This is a genomic window from Bradyrhizobium sp. SZCCT0153, assembly GCF_018129995.1.
In the GTDB taxonomy this organism is placed as follows: Bacteria; Pseudomonadota; Alphaproteobacteria; order Rhizobiales; family Xanthobacteraceae; genus Bradyrhizobium; species Bradyrhizobium japonicum_G.
In genome coordinates this window covers 296,966-313,494 of the sequence record NZ_JAFCKS010000003.1, presented here as the reverse complement: position 1 = coordinate 313,494, position 16,529 = coordinate 296,966, and the positions used below count along the sequence as shown (strand labels likewise).

The 16,529-nt window shown below is 65.2% G+C and carries 18 protein-coding genes and 1 tRNA gene; 11 read left to right on the top strand and 8 right to left on the bottom strand.

From position 1 onward, the window contains the following. Positions 1 to 38: 38 nt before the first annotated feature. Positions 39 to 653 carry a ribonuclease D gene (locus tag JQ572_RS15210; RefSeq protein WP_211383844.1) on the bottom strand — a complete coding sequence of 205 codons (615 nt, stop codon included), beginning with the start codon at positions 651 to 653 and terminating at the stop codon, positions 39 to 41. Between the two features lie 295 nt (positions 654 to 948). Next, positions 949 to 1,035 (bottom strand) — tRNA-Leu (locus JQ572_RS15205). A gap of 148 nt (positions 1,036 to 1,183) precedes the next feature. On the opposite strand from JQ572_RS15205, the gene JQ572_RS15200 reads away from it, so the two are divergent. Continuing rightward, positions 1,184 to 2,149, top strand: a complete 966-nt coding sequence (locus JQ572_RS15200) for a complex I NDUFA9 subunit family protein (protein WP_211383843.1) — start codon at positions 1,184 to 1,186, stop codon at positions 2,147 to 2,149. A 46-nt stretch (positions 2,150 to 2,195) separates the two neighbouring features. On the opposite strand, the gene JQ572_RS15195 is transcribed toward JQ572_RS15200, so the two are convergent. Then, complete coding sequence (locus tag JQ572_RS15195; protein WP_211383842.1) at positions 2,196 to 3,002, bottom strand: undecaprenyl-diphosphate phosphatase; 807 nt, start codon at positions 3,000 to 3,002, stop codon at positions 2,196 to 2,198. Positions 3,003 to 3,171: 169 nt separating this feature from the next. On the opposite strand from JQ572_RS15195, the gene JQ572_RS15190 reads away from it, so the two are divergent. From JQ572_RS15190 to JQ572_RS15180, 3 genes are all read left to right on the top strand, one after another. Further along, positions 3,172 to 3,864 (top strand): glutathione S-transferase family protein, encoded by a 693-nt coding sequence (locus JQ572_RS15190; protein WP_211383841.1) that lies wholly within the window; start codon positions 3,172 to 3,174, stop codon positions 3,862 to 3,864. After that, positions 3,813 to 5,000 (top strand): tRNA epoxyqueuosine(34) reductase QueG, encoded by a 1,188-nt coding sequence (gene queG, locus JQ572_RS15185; protein ID WP_211383840.1) that lies wholly within the window; start codon positions 3,813 to 3,815, stop codon positions 4,998 to 5,000. Before JQ572_RS15190 ends, queG begins: the two co-directional genes overlap by 52 nt. A gap of 147 nt (positions 5,001 to 5,147) precedes the next feature. Further along, positions 5,148 to 5,945 (top strand): acyl-CoA thioesterase domain-containing protein, encoded by a 798-nt coding sequence (locus tag JQ572_RS15180; RefSeq protein ID WP_211383839.1) that lies wholly within the window; start codon positions 5,148 to 5,150, stop codon positions 5,943 to 5,945. Positions 5,946 to 5,950: 5 nt separating this feature from the next. On the opposite strand, the gene JQ572_RS15175 is transcribed toward JQ572_RS15180, so the two are convergent. Continuing rightward, a complete protein-coding gene (locus JQ572_RS15175) occupies positions 5,951 to 6,418 on the bottom strand; it encodes a nuclear transport factor 2 family protein (RefSeq protein WP_211383838.1) in 468 nt (155 codons plus the stop codon). Positions 6,419 to 6,452: 34 nt separating this feature from the next. Next, positions 6,453 to 7,265: an alpha/beta hydrolase gene (locus JQ572_RS15170; protein WP_211383837.1), complete on the bottom strand. Its 813-nt coding sequence runs from the start codon at positions 7,263 to 7,265 to the stop codon at positions 6,453 to 6,455. Between the two features lie 247 nt (positions 7,266 to 7,512). On the opposite strand from JQ572_RS15170, the gene infC reads away from it, so the two are divergent. Further along, a complete protein-coding gene (infC, locus tag JQ572_RS15165; protein WP_211384211.1) occupies positions 7,513 to 8,052 on the top strand; it encodes a translation initiation factor IF-3 in 540 nt (179 codons plus the stop codon). 167 nt (positions 8,053 to 8,219) lie between these two features. Here infC and JQ572_RS15160 read toward each other — a convergent pair whose 3' ends face one another. Further along, the gene (locus JQ572_RS15160) at positions 8,220 to 8,624 is read right to left on the bottom strand and encodes a hypothetical protein (protein ID WP_211383836.1); all 405 of its coding nucleotides are present in this window, start codon (positions 8,622 to 8,624) and stop codon (positions 8,220 to 8,222) included. 273 nt (positions 8,625 to 8,897) lie between these two features. Here JQ572_RS15160 and rpmI point away from each other — a divergent pair, with 273 nt between their 5' ends. Further along, positions 8,898 to 9,098: a 50S ribosomal protein L35 gene (rpmI, locus tag JQ572_RS15155; RefSeq protein WP_007598540.1), complete on the top strand. Its 201-nt coding sequence runs from the start codon at positions 8,898 to 8,900 to the stop codon at positions 9,096 to 9,098. 81 nt (positions 9,099 to 9,179) lie between these two features. Continuing rightward, positions 9,180 to 9,539, top strand: a complete 360-nt coding sequence (rplT, locus tag JQ572_RS15150; protein WP_211383835.1) for a 50S ribosomal protein L20 — start codon at positions 9,180 to 9,182, stop codon at positions 9,537 to 9,539. 8 nt (positions 9,540 to 9,547) lie between these two features. Here the strand turns inward: rplT and JQ572_RS15145 are convergent, their stop codons facing one another. Further along, a complete protein-coding gene (locus JQ572_RS15145; protein ID WP_211383834.1) occupies positions 9,548 to 9,973 on the bottom strand; it encodes a hypothetical protein in 426 nt (141 codons plus the stop codon). 151 nt (positions 9,974 to 10,124) lie between these two features. Between JQ572_RS15145 and pheS the strand changes: the two genes are divergently transcribed. From pheS to JQ572_RS15125, 4 genes are all read left to right on the top strand, one after another. Beyond that, positions 10,125 to 11,207, top strand: coding sequence for a phenylalanine--tRNA ligase subunit alpha (pheS, locus tag JQ572_RS15140; protein ID WP_211383833.1), 1,083 nt, complete (start codon positions 10,125 to 10,127; stop codon positions 11,205 to 11,207). An 80-nt stretch (positions 11,208 to 11,287) separates the two neighbouring features. Continuing rightward, positions 11,288 to 11,752: an endonuclease domain-containing protein gene (locus tag JQ572_RS15135; protein ID WP_211383832.1), complete on the top strand. Its 465-nt coding sequence runs from the start codon at positions 11,288 to 11,290 to the stop codon at positions 11,750 to 11,752. Further along, positions 11,749 to 14,157, top strand: a complete 2,409-nt coding sequence (pheT, locus tag JQ572_RS15130) for a phenylalanine--tRNA ligase subunit beta (protein ID WP_211383831.1) — start codon at positions 11,749 to 11,751, stop codon at positions 14,155 to 14,157. Before JQ572_RS15135 ends, pheT begins: the two co-directional genes overlap by 4 nt. A 55-nt stretch (positions 14,158 to 14,212) precedes the next feature. Continuing rightward, positions 14,213 to 14,983, top strand: coding sequence for a sulfite exporter TauE/SafE family protein (locus JQ572_RS15125; protein WP_211383830.1), 771 nt, complete (start codon positions 14,213 to 14,215; stop codon positions 14,981 to 14,983). On the opposite strand, the gene JQ572_RS15120 is transcribed toward JQ572_RS15125, so the two are convergent. After that, positions 14,980 to 16,377 carry a flavin monoamine oxidase family protein gene (locus JQ572_RS15120; protein ID WP_211383829.1) on the bottom strand — a complete coding sequence of 466 codons (1,398 nt, stop codon included), beginning with the start codon at positions 16,375 to 16,377 and terminating at the stop codon, positions 14,980 to 14,982. The two genes, JQ572_RS15125 and JQ572_RS15120, sit on opposite strands and share 4 nt — an antisense overlap. Between the last annotated feature and the right edge of the window lie 152 nt (positions 16,378 to 16,529).

Sequence of the window (16,529 nt, the reverse complement as noted above, 5' to 3'; positions counted from 1 at the left end):
ACGGGGCGGCAACTCGCCTCAGCAGCCGGCCGAACCGCTCAGGAATGCGCAAAAATGTCCTCTTCGGCCCAGCCCTGGAGATCGAGCAAGGCGCGGGTCGGCAGGAAGTCGAAACAGGCCTTTGCCAGCGCGGCGCGGCCCTCGCGCACCAGCATGGCATCGAGCCGCTCGCGCAAGCCGTGCAGATGCAGCACGTCGGAGGCGGCGTAGGCGAGCTGCGGCTCGGTCAGGCTGTCGGCGCCCCAGTCGCTGGATTGCTGCTGCTTGGAGAGGTCGACATTGAGCACCTCGCGCACGAGGTCCTTGAGGCCGTGGCGGTCGGTATAGGTGCGGGTCAGGCGGGAGGCGATCTTGGTGCAGTAGATCGGCCCGGTCATGACGCCGAAGGTCTGGTACAGCACTGCGACGTCGAACCGCGCGAAGTGGAAGATTTTCGTGTTGGCGGGATTGGCCAGCAGGGCCTTCAAGTTCGGCGCATCGGTGTGGCCCTTGGGGATCTGCACCACGTCGGCGCTGCCGTCGCCGGGCGAGAGCTGCACCACGCAGAGCCGGTCGCGGTGCGGGTTCAGGCCCATGGTCTCGGTGTCGATCGCCACCGCTCCGGTGTAGCGGGAGAGGTCCGGCAGGTCGCCGCGATGCAGGCGTACGGTCATGGCGTTTCAAAACCTCGAGCGAATCGGTTGCGTCGGCACAATAGGCTAATTCGGATTGCCCGCGATGTACCCATTGCAGCCCGGCCGCGCAAGCACGGGCGTCCGCGACGGAGCGACCAGATCAAACGGGTGAAAAAAGCGACGACGTCGATCGCATCGCGCATGTCGCGGTGCGATCAAGACCTTACGATCAAGACGTTGCGACCAAGACCTTACGACAAGACGTCGCGACACTGCGACACACCGTGCGGAGCATCCCCCAAGGGGAGAATCGAACGGGAAACAGTGCCAAAGATGGTGCCCAGGAAAGGACTCGAACCTTCACGGCCGTTAAGCCACTGGCACCTGAAGCCAGCGCGTCTACCAATTCCACCACCTGGGCATGCCGGTTGGGCACGGAGGCGGTTACTACGGTTCAGTGACGCCGTTGTCAATTCATGCGTGCCCCGGGCTGGGGATGCGGATTGCGCATCGCAAACCGGCCCGATACAAGCCTGATAACACGCAGTCTTCCCGCAGGAATGGATCCCATGGCATCGAATCTGGAAACTCTCGTCACGGTTTTCGGCGGATCGGGGTTTTTGGGCCGGAATGTCGTCCGCGCGCTGTGCCGGCGCGACTATCGGGTCCGGGTCGCCGTGCGGCGGCCGGAACTAGCCGGATACCTCCAGCCCTCCGGCAAGGTCGGGCAGGTCCACACCGTCCAGGCCAACCTGCGCTATCCGGCCTCGGTCGAGGCGGCGCTGCGTGATTCGCATGTCGTGATCAACCTGGTCGGCATCCTCGCCGAGGGCGGCGCGCAGACGTTTGACGCGGTGCAGGCCAAGGGCGCCGAGGCCGTGGCCAAGGCCACCGCTGCGGCAGGTGCGCGCCTGGTGCACGTCTCGGCGATCGGCGCCGACGCGGAATCGCCCTCGCACTACGCCAGGGCCAAGGCGGCCGGCGAGGCCGCGGTGCTGGCCGCGGTGCCGTCGGCGACGATCTTCCGTCCCTCCGTGGTGTTCGGCCCCGAGGACCAGTTCACCAACCGTTTCGCGGCGCTGGCGCGGATGTCGCCGGTGCTGCCGCTGATCGGCGGGACGACCCGGATGCAGCCGGTCTATGTCGGCGACGTCGCCACCGCGATCGCCGATGCCGTCGACGGCAAGGCCAGGCCGGGCGCGACCTACGAGCTCGGCGGGCCGGAAGTCCTGACCATGCGCGAGATCATCGAAGCCATCCTGGAGATCGCCGACCGCGAGCGGATGCTGGTGCCGCTGCCGTTCGGGCTCGCCCGCTTCAAGGCCAACTTCCTGCAATTCGCGCCGGGCGCGTTCAAGCTGACGCCTGACCAGGTCACGCTGCTCGAGCGCGACAATGTCGTGTCGGATGCGGCCAAGGCCGCCGGCCTGACGCTGGAAGGTCTCGGCATCACCGCCGATTCGATGGAAGCCATCGCCCCGCAATATCTCTGGCGCTTCCGCGCCGCCGGGCAATTCCAGCGCAAGAGCGCGTAGGGTCTCTTCGCCTCGCCGTTCGCGGGCGCGGCGGCCCGTTCGACCTCTAGCGGCCGAGCGCCAGCGCGATCAGGCCGAGCGTGCCGACGATGACGCGCCACCAGGCGAACACCACGAAGCCGTGGCGGGTGACGTAGGACAAAAACGTCTTCACCACGATGATCGCGGTAATGAACGACACCACGAAGCCGATCGCGACGACGCCGATGTGGTCCATCGTCATTTCGGAGCGGTTCTTGTAGAAATCGTAGGCGAACGCGCCGATCATGGTGGGGATGGCGAGGAAGAACGAGAACTCCGCCGCCGCGCGCTTGTCGGCACCCAGGAACATCGCCGCCACGATGCTGGCGCCGGAGCGCGACACGCCCGGGATCATCGCCACGCACTGCGCGATGCCGATATAGAGATACATCAGCAGCGGAAACCGGGTGGCGTCGTGCTCACGCGCCTTGAAATCGAGCCGATCGACCCAGAGCAGGATGGCGCCGCCGACGATCAGCGAGAAGCAGACCACCCATGGATTGAACAGCATGCTCTTGATGTATTTGCCGGCGACGAGACCGACGATGACAGCGGGCAGGAACGCCACCAGCACGCCGATCACGAAGCGGCGCGCATCGGCGTCGCCCGTGAACATGCCGATCGCGACGTCCCACAATTTCTTGAAGTACAACACGACGATCGCGAGGATCGCGCCGAGCTGGATCAGAACCGTAAACGAATCCCAGAACGCGCCCTCGCCGAGATGGAAGAAGCGCTCCGCAAGCAGCAGGTGACCGGTCGAGGACACGGGAAGGAACTCGGTCACACCCTCGATGATGCCGAGGATCACTGCCCGTATTGCATCTGACATATTTACGGTCCATTTCCGCTGGAAAAACGGGGCTCTTCTCGCCCATCCGCCTCTTTCCCGCAATCGCAAAATGCGGCATCGCACCCTTGCTTCGCGGTTTTGAAGGACTAGTGTGGCGCCGCACAAACATTGATGGATTCTTAAGCACCATCAAATAGTCAAAGGCTTCATGTTTACGCTGTTTCATCATCCGTTCTGTCCGCATTCGCGGTTCATCCGCCTGATCGCGGGAGAATACGGGCTCGACCTGAAGCTGGTTGAAGAGCGCAGCTGGGAGCGGCGCGAAGCCTTTCTGCTGCTCAATGCGGCGGGCGCGACGCCCGTGCTGGTGGACGACGAGCAGCCGCCTATCCCGGGCGCGGCGATCATCGCCGAATATGTCGACGAGTCCTATGGGCACGACATGGGCCCCAAGCGGCTGATGCCGGAAACGATCGGCGAGCGCGTCGAGGTGCGCCGGCTGATGGCCTGGTTCAACGAGAAGTTCTTCGAGGAAGTCTCACACCCGCTCGTCACCGAGCGCATCTACAAGCGCTTCATGAGCGAGGACAATGGCGGCGGCGCGCCCTCGGCCGACGTGATGCGCGCAGCGAAGGCAAACGTGCGCTATCATCTGGCCTATATCGGCTGGCTGGCGCAGACGCGTAACTTCCTCGCCGGCGACCGGCTCACCTACGCGGATCTCGCCGCCGCGGCGCATCTCTCGGCGATCGACTATCTGGGCGACGTGCCATGGAGCGAGGACGACGCAGCAAAGGCGTGGTACGCGCGGGTGAAATCCCGCCCGTCGTTCCGTCCGCTGCTGAGCGAATGGCTGGCGGGCGTGCCGGCATCGCGGACCTACGTGGACCTCGACTTCTGAACTCCGACCCGACTGAGCTGAAGGCAGCGCTGGCCAACGAGGCACGCGCGCTCGGTTTCGACTGCATCGGCGTAACGGTACCAGGCACGATCGAAAGCGCCGGACAGCATTTCCTCGAATTCATCGCATCGGGCGGCCATGGCGACATGGACTGGCTCGCCGCGCAGCCGGAGCGCCGCGTCGATCCGCGCGGGCTGTGGCAGGACGTGCGCAGCGTCATCATGCTCGGCGTCAATTATGGCCCCGACCAGGATCCGCTCGCGATCCTGAAGCAGCGAACGCGCGCGGCGATCTCGGTCTATGCGCAGGGCGACGACTATCACGACCTCATCAAGAAGCGCCTGAAGGCGCTGGCGCGCTGGCTGGTCGCGGCCGCACCGTCCGAGGTGAAGGTGTTCGTCGACACCGCGGCGGTGATGGAGAAGCCGCTGGCGCAGACCGCGGGTCTCGGCTGGCAAGGCAAGCACACCAATCTGGTCTCGCGCGAGTTCGGCTCCTGGCTGTTTCTCGGCGCGATCTACACCACGCTGGAGCTGCCGCGCGACCCGGCCGAGATCGATCATTGCGGCTCGTGCCGGGCCTGTCTCGACATCTGCCCGACCGCGGCATTTCCCGCGCCCTACAAGCTCGATGCGCGGCGCTGCATCTCCTATCTCACCATCGAGAACAAGGGACCGATCCCGCGCGAATTCCGCAAGGCCATCGGCAACCGCATCTATGGCTGCGACGATTGCCTCGCCGCATGTCCCTGGAACAAGTTCGCGCAGGAAGGCCGCGAGGCAAAGCTCGCCGCGCGCGAGGCATTGCGCGCGCCGGGTCTTGCCGAGCTCGCACGGCTCGACGACGCTTCGTTTCGTGCGCTGTTCACGAAGTCGCCGGTCAAGCGCATCGGCCGCGACCGCTTTCTGCGCAATGTGCTGATCGCGATCGGCAATTCCGGCGATGCGGCGCTGGCTGAGGAGGCGCGGCGATTGCTCGACGACGCGAGTCCGCTGGTGCGCGGCGCGGCGGTGTGGGCGCTGGCGCAGCTGCTGTCGCGCGATGAGTTCGAGGCGATCAAGTCTGCCGCGATGAACAGCGAGCGCGACGACGGCGTGCATGAGGAGTGGCGGGCAGCTTCCCGACCCTCATCCTGAGAAGCGTGCGTCTTCGCGCGGGTCTCGAAGGATGCGGGCCAAGCTGCAGCAGCGGGGCTCTCATGGTTCGCGACGCGCGTGCCGCGCGCCTCACCATGAGGGTTGAGCATCTTGATTTCCCCGCCGCTTCCTTCAAGCTCGCGGGCCATGACAAACATGCCTTTCTTCACCCGCGACGGCGATACATTCCATCCGACGGAAGTCGCCAACGGTCCCTGGGATCCGAAATCGCTGCACGGACGCGTCATCGTCGGCCTGCTCGGCTTCGCCATCGAGGAGCGCCATTCGGGCCCGGAATTGGTGCCGGCGCGGCTGACCGTCGACATGTTTCGGCTTCCCACCATCGACAAGCCGATCGAGGTGACGACGCGGCTGGTGCGCGACGGCTTGCGCATCCGCGTGGTGGAAGCGGAGTTCCTGTCCGGCGGCGTCAGCATGGCACGCGCCTCGTGCCAGCTGTTGCGGCGGACGCAGAATCCGGACGGCAACGTCTGGTCGCCGCCGAACTGGGACGTGCCGAAACCGGCCGACATCCCCAAGCCGACCGATCCGCGGCTCGGCATGAACGGCAAATGGACGACACGGCCGATCGTCGGCCATATGGGCTCGCTGGGTCCGCGCCGGCTCTGGATGAGCGAGGTGCGCGAGCTGGTCGCGGGCGTGCCGATGACGCCCTTCGTCCATGTCGCTGTTGGAGCCGACTTCGCCAGCCCGTTTGCAAACGCCGGCGACAAGGGGCTCGGCTACATCAACAGCGACGTCACGATCTATCTGCACCGCCTGCCGGTGACGAACTGGATCGGCTTCGACGTGGTGAACCACCAGGCCACCGATGGCGTGGCGATCGGCGAATGCTGGCTCTACGACGAACAGGGCCCGATCGGCACCGCCACGGTCGCAGCCCTGGCGCAGCGCAAGCCGATGGCGAATCCGTCGAAGCGGTAGTGCAGCTAAAGCAGATGCCGCTTCATCTCCGGCCGCGCCTTCAGTTCCGCACCCTGCCTGGCGACGATCTTCGCGATTCTTTCAGGCGCGAACTTCAAATCGACGAACGCCGGCGCGGTGTTGGCGACCTCGTGATAGAAAGCGATCCTGCCGTCACGCAGCGTCATGATCGCGACACCCTCGAACATCGCCCGCGCGCCGTTCGCTTCCGGCAAGGTTGATCTGTAGCTGAAGGTGTAGCGCGCATAGAGCGTGGTGCCGTCGGTGACGGGATCGTGCATGTCCCAGCGGAAATCGGTCGCCGTGCGATAGAACCAGTCGTCAATCAGCGCGGCGATCTTCTCGCGGCCTTCGAAGGCGCCGTAGAACACGTCGTGATAGACGCCGTCCTCGGTGAAGAGATCGGCAAAGGCACGGCCGTTGCGCTGCTCGACGGCATCGCAGAAGGCGCGCAGCATTTCGGTGCTGGTCATCGGCGTTTCTCCCGGCTTCGCGTTTGGAGACACTTCACTCGATCTCGGCGACCGCGGCAAGAATGCGCGCGATGTCCTGTGGGCGCGACAGCCGATGGTCGCCGTCCTGGATCATCGTCAGTACGACATCGTCGGCCGGCAGGCGATGGGTCAGCGCGAAGGCGTGCTGCCAGGGCACGTCCGGATCCTGTGCGCCTTGCAGGAGGCGGACCGGGCAGCCGAGATCGATCGCGCTGCCGAGCAGCAGATGATTCCGCCCTTCCTCGATCAGTTTCCGCGTGATCGGATAGGGCGAGCCGTCGCCATAATCCGACGGCCGCATCCAGACGCCCTTGGTCTCGATCTCCTGCTTTACCGCGGGCGAAAAATTCTTCCACATCAGCTCCTCGGTGAAGTCGGGTGCCGGGGCGATCAGCACCAGGCCTGCGAGCGACGCCTTGGCTTGCGGTTTCTCTTGCCGCTTCCCGATCTCACGCGCGAGCAGCAGCGCCATCCAGCCGCCCATGGAGGAGCCGATCAGAACCTGCGGGCCGTCGCAGAAGCGTTCGACCACCGCGACGCTTTCCTCAAGCCAGCGCCCGATGGTGCCGTCGGCGAAATCGCCGCCGGATTCGCCGTGGCCGGAATAGTCGAACCGGACCACAGCGCGGCCCTGCGCCCGGGCCCAGTCGTCCAGCGCAACGGCCTTGCTGCCCTGCATGTCCGATTTGAACCCGCCGAGCCAGACCAGCCCGGGTCCTTGGCCAGATTGTTGGCCCGCGCGGCGGCGCACCGCGATCCTGCGCGCAGACTGGCCCTCGCCCACATCGATGAAGTCGAGCACGGCATCGGGAATTGCGTTGGTCATGGAACGTTTACTCTGGCTGTGCGGTTTGAGCTGCTCGGATCTGCTTTGCGGCGCATTGGACACCGGCATTGGCCCTTTGGGACGCTTGCGGAACAGAAGCAAGGTGTCTATGTGGTCAGCGTGCCCGGGCGTGGCCAAAATGCCTCGCATTTGAGGCTTTTTCGCCCCTCGCACGAGCGAATTGCTTGCCGGCAAACGTATCTTCCTGCAAGATAGCTGCCTCTTTCACAACTTTGGAGAACCACCCATTCGCCGTCCCAATAAAGCCCCGCCCGTTGCCGCCAAAGACGGGCCGCGCATCAATGACGATATTCGCAATGCGCAGATCCAGCTGATCGATCAGACCGGTGACAACAAAGGCACGGTCGAGACCGTCGCGGCTATCCGCATGGCCCAGGAAGCCGGCATGGATCTGGTCGAGATCTCGCCGAACGTCAGCCCTCCCGTCTGCAAGATCATGGACTACGGGAAGTACAAATATTCCGCGCAGAAAAAAGCCGCCGAAGCCCGCAAGCGGCAGAAGATCGTCGAGATCAAGGAGATCAAGCTCCGCCCGATGATCGACGACCACGATTACGAAGTTAAGATGCGCGCGATGCAGCGGTTCTTCGAAGAGGGTGACAAGGTCAAGATCACCCTGCGTTATCGCGGCCGCGAAATGGCGCACCAGGAGATCGGCACCAAGCTGCTCGACAAGATCAAGACCGACGTCGCCGAGCTCGCCAAGGTCGAGCAGGACGCGCGGTTCGAGGGCCGTCAGGTCGTCATGGTGCTGGCACCGCGCTGACGCCGGCTCTTGAGGCCCCGGCTCTTTAGGCCAAGGAATTCAACGGCCCGTCCGGATCTCCGGCGGGCCGTTTTGTTTTGGGCGAGGTGCAAGCCGCAAGCGCCGCTGCAACCTCTCCCGCCTGCGGGAGAGGCAGCCGATCGCCATCTTGGCGGTCGCTTTCCTCACTAGTTCCGCGTCGCCCGCCAGGTGCCGCTGCAGCGATCGCCGGAGATGATTCCGTTCCAGGAGCCGGTCCCGGCGACGCCGGCGAGCCGGCCGCCGCCAGTGGCGTGGGACGCCCCGACGGAAACCTGGACAGCGACCGCGCCGCCGCGATTGACCTTGCCGGAGACCCGGCCTCCGCCGGCGGACGAGACCCGGCTGCCGGTGACGGTGAAGGGGACGCTGTAGCCGGAGCTGCAATTTCCGCGCGTGGTGGCGAAGGTGACGTTCCAGACGCCGTCATATCCGCCGAGGCGGGCATCTGCGGTCGAGGGAAACGCAGCCACGGCGAGCACGGCCAACAGCGCCAGGCGGCGCGGACGAGCGACATCGGTCAAAGACGAAAGCATTCGGGAAAAAGGGGCCATTTGGGTCCTGCTCCGGGCGACAAGGCTTGGACATGAGGTCGCGATTCCGGATAGTCGCCGGGCAGGTTGCGCCGGTTCATCGTTGCCAATCGGCCTGTCCTCTGGCATAAGCCCAGCCTTCATCGCCCGGCTGATTAAGGGCTGCCGTGGCGGTGTTCCGTGCGGGTTTTGCGCTAGTTCGCAAAAACCTGAGCACAATCAACGCTCTAATAGAGCATTTTGACGGCCCAGCCGCCTTCGCGGGCGGATTTCTGTGGCCATTAGGAGAGCCAAATGCCCAAGCTGAAGACCAAATCGGGCGCTAAAAAGCGCTTCAAGGTGACTGCCACCGGCAAAGTGATGTTCGCCCATCGCAGCAAGCGTCACGGCATGATCAAGCGGACGAAGAAGCAGATCCGTCAGCTGCGCGGCACGGCCGTGCTGTTCAAGACGGACGGCGACAACGTCAAGAAGTACTTCTTGCCGAACGCCTGATCGCGTCCACGATCATTGCCGCCAGCGCCGCAGCTTTCGCGGCGATCCCAAACCTAAGTCATCTTTCGAAGGATATTTGTCATGTCTCGCGTCAAACGCGGTGTGACCGCCCACGCCAAGCACAAGAAAGTCTACAAGGCCGCCAAGGGTTTCCGCGGCCGCCGCAAGAACACGATCCGCACCGCCAAGCCGGCGGTCGAGAAGGCTCTGGTTTACGCCTTCCGTGATCGCAAGCGCAAGAAGCGGACGTTCCGCGCGCTCTGGATCCAGCGCATCAATGCCGCCGTCCGTCCGTTCGGCCTGACCTACAGCCGATTTATCGACGGCATGGCCAAGTCCGGCATCACCGTGGACCGCAAGGTGCTGTCGGATCTCGCGATCAGCGAGCCCGCGGCGTTCCAGGCGATCGCCGAGAAGGCCAAGGCCGCGCTGGCCGCCTGAGGCTTGCGCTAGCGGGCCTTCTGGCCCGCAGCCTTCAGCGCGCGTTGCGAGTAACGCTGGGCGACCTCCGCCCGGCAGAATGCCGTGAACGAGAGATACATGGTGCCGGACTTGTTCCGGTACTTGCCGTCGCACACGCGCATCTCGCGTTGGTAGGCCTGTGTCTGCGCGGCGTTGAGGCCGGGCTTGAAGTCCGCCTCGCATTTCTTCTCGACGGCGGCACCGAGTTCGACGTCGCCGCTCGCGGTCAATTCGCAATCCTTGAAGACCTTCATCGCGCTTTCGCAGCTCTTCTGGGCACTGATGGCGTCGGCGACCTCGTCCAGAGTCATGGATTTGTCCATGCAGACCATGGCGCGCGCAGGCGTCCCGGCGACGGATAGAACGACGGCGAGAGCGGCAAGAAGAACTTCAAGGCAGGATTTCGAAAGCATCGCGGAAGTCTCCTCGTTTCCCCCTTGGTGCCGGGCCCCCGCGTGAGGTTCAACCCAGCCGTTCTTCAGCCCGAAATGACCGGCTTTTTGCTTGACGTTACGCCCTTCGGGCGGCGACAACCCAGCCGAATTTGGCAGCAAGGATTTGACTGTGTCCGACCTCGCAACGCTCGAAACATCCATCCTCGACCAGATCGCCGCCGCCGGCGATGAAGCCGCCCTCGAAGCGGTGCGCGTCGCAGCCCTCGGCAAGAAGGGTTCGATCTCGGCGCTCCTCGCCACGCTCGGCAAGATGTCGCCGGACGAGCGCAAGACGCAGGGCGCTGCGATCAACCAGGCCAAGGACAAGGTCACCGAGGCGCTCACCACGCGGCGCGACGTGCTCAAATCGGCAGCGCTCGATGCGCGGCTCGCTTCCGAAACCATCGACGTCACCCTGCCGCTGCGCGATGCGCCGACTGAGGCCGGCCGCATCCACCCGCTGAGCCAGGTCTGGGACGAGCTCACCACGATCTTCGCCGACATGGGATTCTCGGTCGCCGAAGGCCCCGACATCGAGACCGACGACTACAACTTCACCAAGCTGAATTTCCCGGAAGGCCATCCCGCGCGCGAGATGCACGACACCTTCTTCTTCCATCCGAAGGAGGACGGCTCGCGCATGCTGCTCCGCACCCACACCTCGCCGGTGCAGGTGCGCACCATGCTGAGCCAGAAGCCGCCGATCCGAGTGATCTGCCCGGGCCGCACCTACCGCATCGATTCGGATGCGACCCACACGCCGCAATTCCACCAGGTCGAAGGCCTCGTCATCGACAAGCACTCGCATCTCGGCCACCTCAAATGGATCCTGCACGAATTCTGCAAGGCGTTCTTCGAGGTCGACCACATCAACATGCGCTTCCGTCCCTCGTTCTTCCCGTTCACCGAACCGTCGCTCGAAGTCGACATCCAGTGCCGCCGCGACAAGGGCGAGATCCGCTTCGGCGAGGGCGAGGACTGGCTCGAGATTCTCGGCTGCGGCATGGTGCATCCGAACGTGCTGCGCGCCTGCGGCATCGATCCCGACGAATACCAGGGCTTTGCCTGGGGCATGGGCATCGACCGCATCGCCATGCTGAAATACGGCATCGCCGATCTGCGCCAACTGTTCGACAGCGACGTCCGCTGGCTGTCCCACTACGGCTTCAAGCCGCTCGAAGTGCCCACGCTCGCGGGAGGGCTGAGCTCGTGATGGCTGCGCCCGGACACACGAAGGCTCTCTCCGTTCCCTCCCCCCTTGTGGGGGAGGGTCAGGGAGGGGGGTAGCCGCGGATGCCGCACGCAGTTGTAAGCGAACGTCAACGCCGCCGGGCGAAGCAGCTTCGCCAGGCGATGACGCGCGCCGAAACACTGCTGTGGCGATATTTGAAAGCCAACCGCATGGACGGTGTCGGCATCCGACGCCAGGCGCCGGTCGGAAATTACATCGCTGACTTCGTTTGTTTCTCCTCAAAGCTCGTCATCGAGGTCGATGGTGAATCTCACGATTTCGAAGAGCGTCAGAAGATGGACCAGCGTTGCGATGCATTCTTCGCAGCCGAGGGCTTTCGCGTTCTTCGTTTCACCAATGAGCAGGTGATGTCGAACCTGGAAGGCGTTGTTGAGGCCATCCGCCAAGCAGCTTCCGCCGGAGCCCGCGGCTCACCCCCCTCCCTGACCCTCCCCCACAAGGGGGGAGGGAACACTGACACCGACCAAAGCAATTCCACCGACAAGAGCCGAGGCAGACAGCCATGAAATTCACCCTCTCCTGGCTGAAGGATCATCTCGAGACCGACGAGCCGCTGGACAGGCTCGCCGAGAAGCTCACCATGATCGGGCTCGAGGTCGAGAACATCGAGGACAAGGCGACGGCGCTGAAGCCTTTCACCATCGCGAAGGTGATCTCGGCCGAGCAGCATCCGAATGCGGATCGCCTGCGCGTCTGCATGGTGGACACCGGGAACGGTGCCGCACCGGTGCAGGTCGTGTGCGGCGCGCCGAATGCGCGTGCGGGACTGGTCAGCGTGTTCTCAGCCCCCGGCACCTACATTCCCGGCAAGGACATCACGCTCGGTGTCGGCACCATCCGCGGCGTCGAGAGCCGCGGCATGCTGTGCTCGGCGGCCGAGCTGCAGATCTCCAACGACCATGACGGCATCATGGAATTGCCGGCGGACGCGCCGATCGGCGCTGCTTACGCCGAATGGGCCGCGGTCGGCGATCCCGTGGTCGAGATCAATCTGACGCCGAACCGGCAGGATTGCACCGGCGTGCACGGCATCGCGCGCGATCTTGCCGCCGCCGACATGGGCAAGTTCAAGGACCCGACCATCAAGCCGATCAAGGGCGAATTCCCCTGCCCCGTGAAGGTCACGGTCGAGGACGCGACGCTCTGTCCGGGCTTCGCGCTTCGCCTCGTGCGCGGCGTCAAGAACGGGCCGTCGCCGGAATGGCTGCAGAAGCGGCTGACCGCGATCGGGCTGCGCCCGATCAACGCGCTGGTCGACATCACCAACTTCATGACCTACGACCGCGCGCGGCCGCTGCATGTGTTCGACGCCAGGAAGGTCAAGGGCAATCTCGTGGTGCGCCGCGCCCGCGACGGCGAGACGCTGCTGGCGCTCGACGGCCGAACCTACAATCTCGATCCCGCTACTTGCGTGATCGCGGACGAGCACGGCGTCGAATCGCTCGCCGGCATCATGGGCGGCGAGGCCTCGGGCTGCGACGAGGCCACCACCGACGTGCTGATCGAATCGGCGCTGTGGAACGAGATCAACATCGCCCAGACCGGGCGCAAGCTCGGCATCAATTCGGATGCACGCTACCGGTTCGAGCGCGGCGTCGATCCGGCCTTCATGGTGCCCGGGCTGGAGCTCGCCACGAAACTCGTGATGGAAACGTGCGGCGGCACGCCGTCGGAGAACGTCGTGGTCGGCAAAGCCTTTGGCGATGACCGCGTGATCGATTTCCCGGTGACGGAAGTGAAGCGCCTCTCCGGGATCGAGGTCCCGCAGCCGGAGATGAAGCGCATCCTGACCCATCTCGGCTTCATGATGGCGGGCCCGGGTCCGGTGGTGAAGGTCGCGGTGCCGTCCTGGCGCACCGACGTGCACGGCAAGGCCGACATCGTCGAGGAAGTCGTCCGCATCTATGGCGTCGACAAGGTGCCGATGACGCCGTTCGAGCGCGGCGAGGACGCCCGGAAATCCGTGCTGACCCCGCTCCAGCTCCGCACCCGCCGCGCCAAGCGCGCGCTGGCGGGCCGCGGCATCGTCGAAGCGGTGACTTGGTCGTTCATCACGAAAGCTGCGGCAAAGCTGTTCGGCGGCGGCCAGCGCGAGCTTGAAGTCGCCAACCCGATCGCGGCGGATCTCTCCGACATGCGCCCTACCCTGCTGGCGGGCCTGATCGCCGCGGCGCAGGCCAATGCCGATCGCGGCTTTGGCGATGTCGCGCTGTTCGAGGTCGGCCAGATCTTCAAGGGCGATCGGCCGCAGGATCAGTTCATGGCGGCAAGTGGCGTGCGTCGCGGCTTTGCTTCCTCGGAAGGTCTCGGACGGCACTGGTCGGGCTCGGCGCAGGCTGACGTCTTCGATGCCAAGGCCGACGCGCTCGCTGTGCTGGCCGCGGCCGGTGCGCCGATGCAGGCGCTGCAGATCATCGCCGGCGGTCCGGCCTGGCTGCACCCGGGCCGTTCCGGCACGATCCAGATCGGGCCGCAGAACGTGCTCGGCCATTTCGGCGAGATGCATCCGCGCGCGCTCGAGGCGCTCGGCGCCGACGGCCCGCTGATGGTGTTCGAGGTAATCCTCGACCGCGTGCCCGAAGCAAAGAAGAAGCCGACCCGCGCCAAGCCCGTGATCGAGCTGTCGGCATTCCAGCCGGTGTCGCGCGACTTCGCCTTCATTGTCGACCGCACCGTGAAGGCCGGCGACATCGTGCGCGCAGCCCAGGGCGTCGACAAGAAGCTGATCACCGGCGTCAATGTGTTCGACGTCTACGAAGGCAAGGGCATCGATGACGACAAGAAGTCGATCGCGATCGCAGTGACGATCCAGCCGCGCGAGAAGACCCTGACCGACCAGGAGATCGAGGCCGTCGCCGCGAAAATCGTGGCCGAGGTCACGAAGAAGACCGGCGGCACGTTGAGAGCATGATGCCGAAAAGTGCGAAGCGGTTTTCGGACGACATTATGCTCCAGAAACCGAGAGCATGACCCTCACTGATTTTCTTCCCAAGGACGTGAGCCTCACCATTGCGATGGCGCTCTGCGCCGTCGCTTTCGTTTCGGGCACCGCGCGCGGCTTCTCCGGCTTCGGCTCGGCGCTGATCTTCATGCCGCTGGCGAGCAGCATCGCGGCGCCGCGTCTCGTCGCCGCCCTGCTGCTCGTGATCGATTTCGTCGCGGCCGCGCCGATGCTGCCCGATGCCTGGCGCAAGGCCGACCGCAAGGCCACCGCCGTGATCGTGCTGGGCGCGCTGGTCGGCGTCCCCGTCGGCACCTATTTCCTCAGCGTGCTCGAGCCCGTCACCACGCGCTGGATCATCTCCTGCTTCGTCGCCGCGCTGCTGCTTCTGCTGCTGTCGGGCTGGCGTTATCGCGGCAAGGACCACGCCTGGCTCTCGGTCGGCATCGGCGGCCTCTCCGGCTTCTGCAGTGGTCTCGCGCAGACCGGCGGCCCGCCGATCGTCGGCTATTGGCTCGGCCGTCCCATCGCCCCGATCGTCGCGCGCGCCAACATCGTGCTGTTCTTCGGCGCCTCGGATCTGTTCTCGATGATCAGCTACGCGACGACCGGGCTGATCAGCCGCGAATCGCTGGTGCTCTCGCTCATCGTCGGCCCGGTCTATGCCGTCGGCGTCGCGTTCGGCGCATCGCTGTTCGGCCGTGCCAGCGAAAAGGTGTTTCGCGGGATTTGCTACGCGCTGATCGCGACGGCGGTGATCGCGGGGCTGCCGGTGCTGGATGGCGTCTTGCGCTAGTTGGCCTGCCGCCGCGGCGCGCGCCGCTTCTTCGTCGACTGCGTCGGGACATCGGCCGGCTCGTCCTTGAGTGCGCCGATCTTGCGCAAGGCCGCATCCGCGGCGCGCTCGCCGCTGTCCCAGGCGCCGTCGACGGTGCCCCACAATGTCTCGTGCGTGGCTTCGCCGGCGAGGAACAGATTGCCGATCGGCTCGCTCAGGATTCTGCGCGAAAGCTGCCCGCCGGGTGCGGACGCCGACATTGCGCCCATCGCGAAGGGCGAGGCATTCCAGCGCGTCGCGCTGGCCTTCTGCACGGCAGCGGCGACTTCGCTGCCGAACAGTTTCGTGATCCATTCCCTGGCGAAGGCCGTCATCGCCTTTTCGCCCTGCTCGGAAAGATCGCGGCCGAACGAGCCGCCGACATCGATCGAGCACAGCGAGGAGCCGCCGATATTGGCGAACATCAGCGCCGTGCGTGTCGAATTGCTCTGCTCGATGAGGATGTCGTCGCGCGCGAGGCCGAGCGGATTGCCCGGCAGTTGCAGCACGATGTGATCGTAGCTGCCGAGGCTGAGCTTCGCGGCGGCATCGAGCGTGCGCTTGGGAATGTCAGGCCCGAACTTGATCGCGCCCGATGTCAGCACATTTGTCGAGACCGTGATGATGGCGGCGCGCGCGGCGATCTTGCCGGCTTGCGTCTCGACGCTGACATCGCGATTGCTCCAGGCGATTCGGCTTGCCGGCGTCGCCAGTGCGACCGGCACCTGCTCGCCGAGCCTGGCGATCAGCGTGCCGAGGCCCTGGCGACAGGCGATCGCGGCATTGCGGTCCTGGGCACGCGCCTTGTCGATCGCAGAAAACTCCTTAAGGTCCTTGCCGGCGAAGCTCGCACCCAGCATGAACTCGGCCGCGCCGGCCCAGTCGCCGAGATCCTTCGGCAGCACCGAGGCGCAGGCGGTGTCGAGCTTGCCGCGCGCGGCCTCGTCGATCGCGCGGTTGGCACGTACCAGCGCCGCCAGAAATTCCTCGGTCTCGCCGGCGCGCGCGTTGCGGCGGCCGATGCGCATCTTCTGGCCCGACGGCGCGGGCAGCACGTCGAGCCCAGCACTGCGGGCCAGCCGGATCATCGGATTGGTGTCGGGATTGTGCATCCAGCGTGCACCGCGATCGAACGGCGTGTCGAAGGTCGTGGTGTCGGTGATGCAGCGCCCGCCGATCTGGCCTGCGGCTTCCACCACCACGACCTTGCGGTTAGCCGCCATGATGCGCCGCGCTGCGGCAATTCCGGCTGCGCCCGCGCCGATCACGACGATGTCAGCCTCGCGCGGCAGGGGTGCGGCGGTTGCGCGCAGGACCGGCATCGCAACAAGGCCCGCCGACGCCGATAGGAAGCTGCGGCGCGTGATTGTCATGTCATGGTTTCCGGGGACTTGCGGCGAACGGGAACAGCCAGAGAACCTTGCCGTATCTGATGTTGCGCGGCAACCATCATGGTGAATCAATCGTGCTTGATCTCACAGAGCGATGAACCGAATTGCAACACGTTCCGACCATGATAGAGAAG

Coding starts and splice junctions, on each gene's coding strand:
- queG (WP_211383840.1), top strand. CDS start 3,813: ATGGCTGGCGGGCGTGCCGGCATCGCGGACCTACGTGGACCTCGACTT.
- rpmI (WP_007598540.1), top strand. CDS start 8,898: ATGCCCAAGCTGAAGACCAAATCGGGCGCTAAAAAGCGCTTCAAGGTG.
- JQ572_RS15195 (WP_211383842.1), bottom strand. CDS start 3,002: ATGTCAGATGCAATACGGGCAGTGATCCTCGGCATCATCGAGGGTGTG.
- JQ572_RS15125 (WP_211383830.1), top strand. CDS start 14,213: ATGACCCTCACTGATTTTCTTCCCAAGGACGTGAGCCTCACCATTGCG.
- JQ572_RS15135 (WP_211383832.1), top strand. CDS start 11,288: ATGCCGCACGCAGTTGTAAGCGAACGTCAACGCCGCCGGGCGAAGCAG.
- JQ572_RS15160 (WP_211383836.1), bottom strand. CDS start 8,624: ATGGCCCCTTTTTCCCGAATGCTTTCGTCTTTGACCGATGTCGCTCGT.
- pheT (WP_211383831.1), top strand. CDS start 11,749: ATGAAATTCACCCTCTCCTGGCTGAAGGATCATCTCGAGACCGACGAG.
- JQ572_RS15210 (WP_211383844.1), bottom strand. CDS start 653: ATGACCGTACGCCTGCATCGCGGCGACCTGCCGGACCTCTCCCGCTAC.
- rplT (WP_211383835.1), top strand. CDS start 9,180: ATGTCTCGCGTCAAACGCGGTGTGACCGCCCACGCCAAGCACAAGAAA.
- JQ572_RS15175 (WP_211383838.1), bottom strand. CDS start 6,418: ATGACCAGCACCGAAATGCTGCGCGCCTTCTGCGATGCCGTCGAGCAG.
- JQ572_RS15170 (WP_211383837.1), bottom strand. CDS start 7,265: ATGACCAACGCAATTCCCGATGCCGTGCTCGACTTCATCGATGTGGGC.
- JQ572_RS15145 (WP_211383834.1), bottom strand. CDS start 9,973: ATGCTTTCGAAATCCTGCCTTGAAGTTCTTCTTGCCGCTCTCGCCGTC.
- JQ572_RS15120 (WP_211383829.1), bottom strand. CDS start 16,377: ATGACAATCACGCGCCGCAGCTTCCTATCGGCGTCGGCGGGCCTTGTT.
- JQ572_RS15200 (WP_211383843.1), top strand. CDS start 1,184: ATGGCATCGAATCTGGAAACTCTCGTCACGGTTTTCGGCGGATCGGGG.
- JQ572_RS15180 (WP_211383839.1), top strand. CDS start 5,148: ATGACAAACATGCCTTTCTTCACCCGCGACGGCGATACATTCCATCCG.
- JQ572_RS15190 (WP_211383841.1), top strand. CDS start 3,172: ATGTTTACGCTGTTTCATCATCCGTTCTGTCCGCATTCGCGGTTCATC.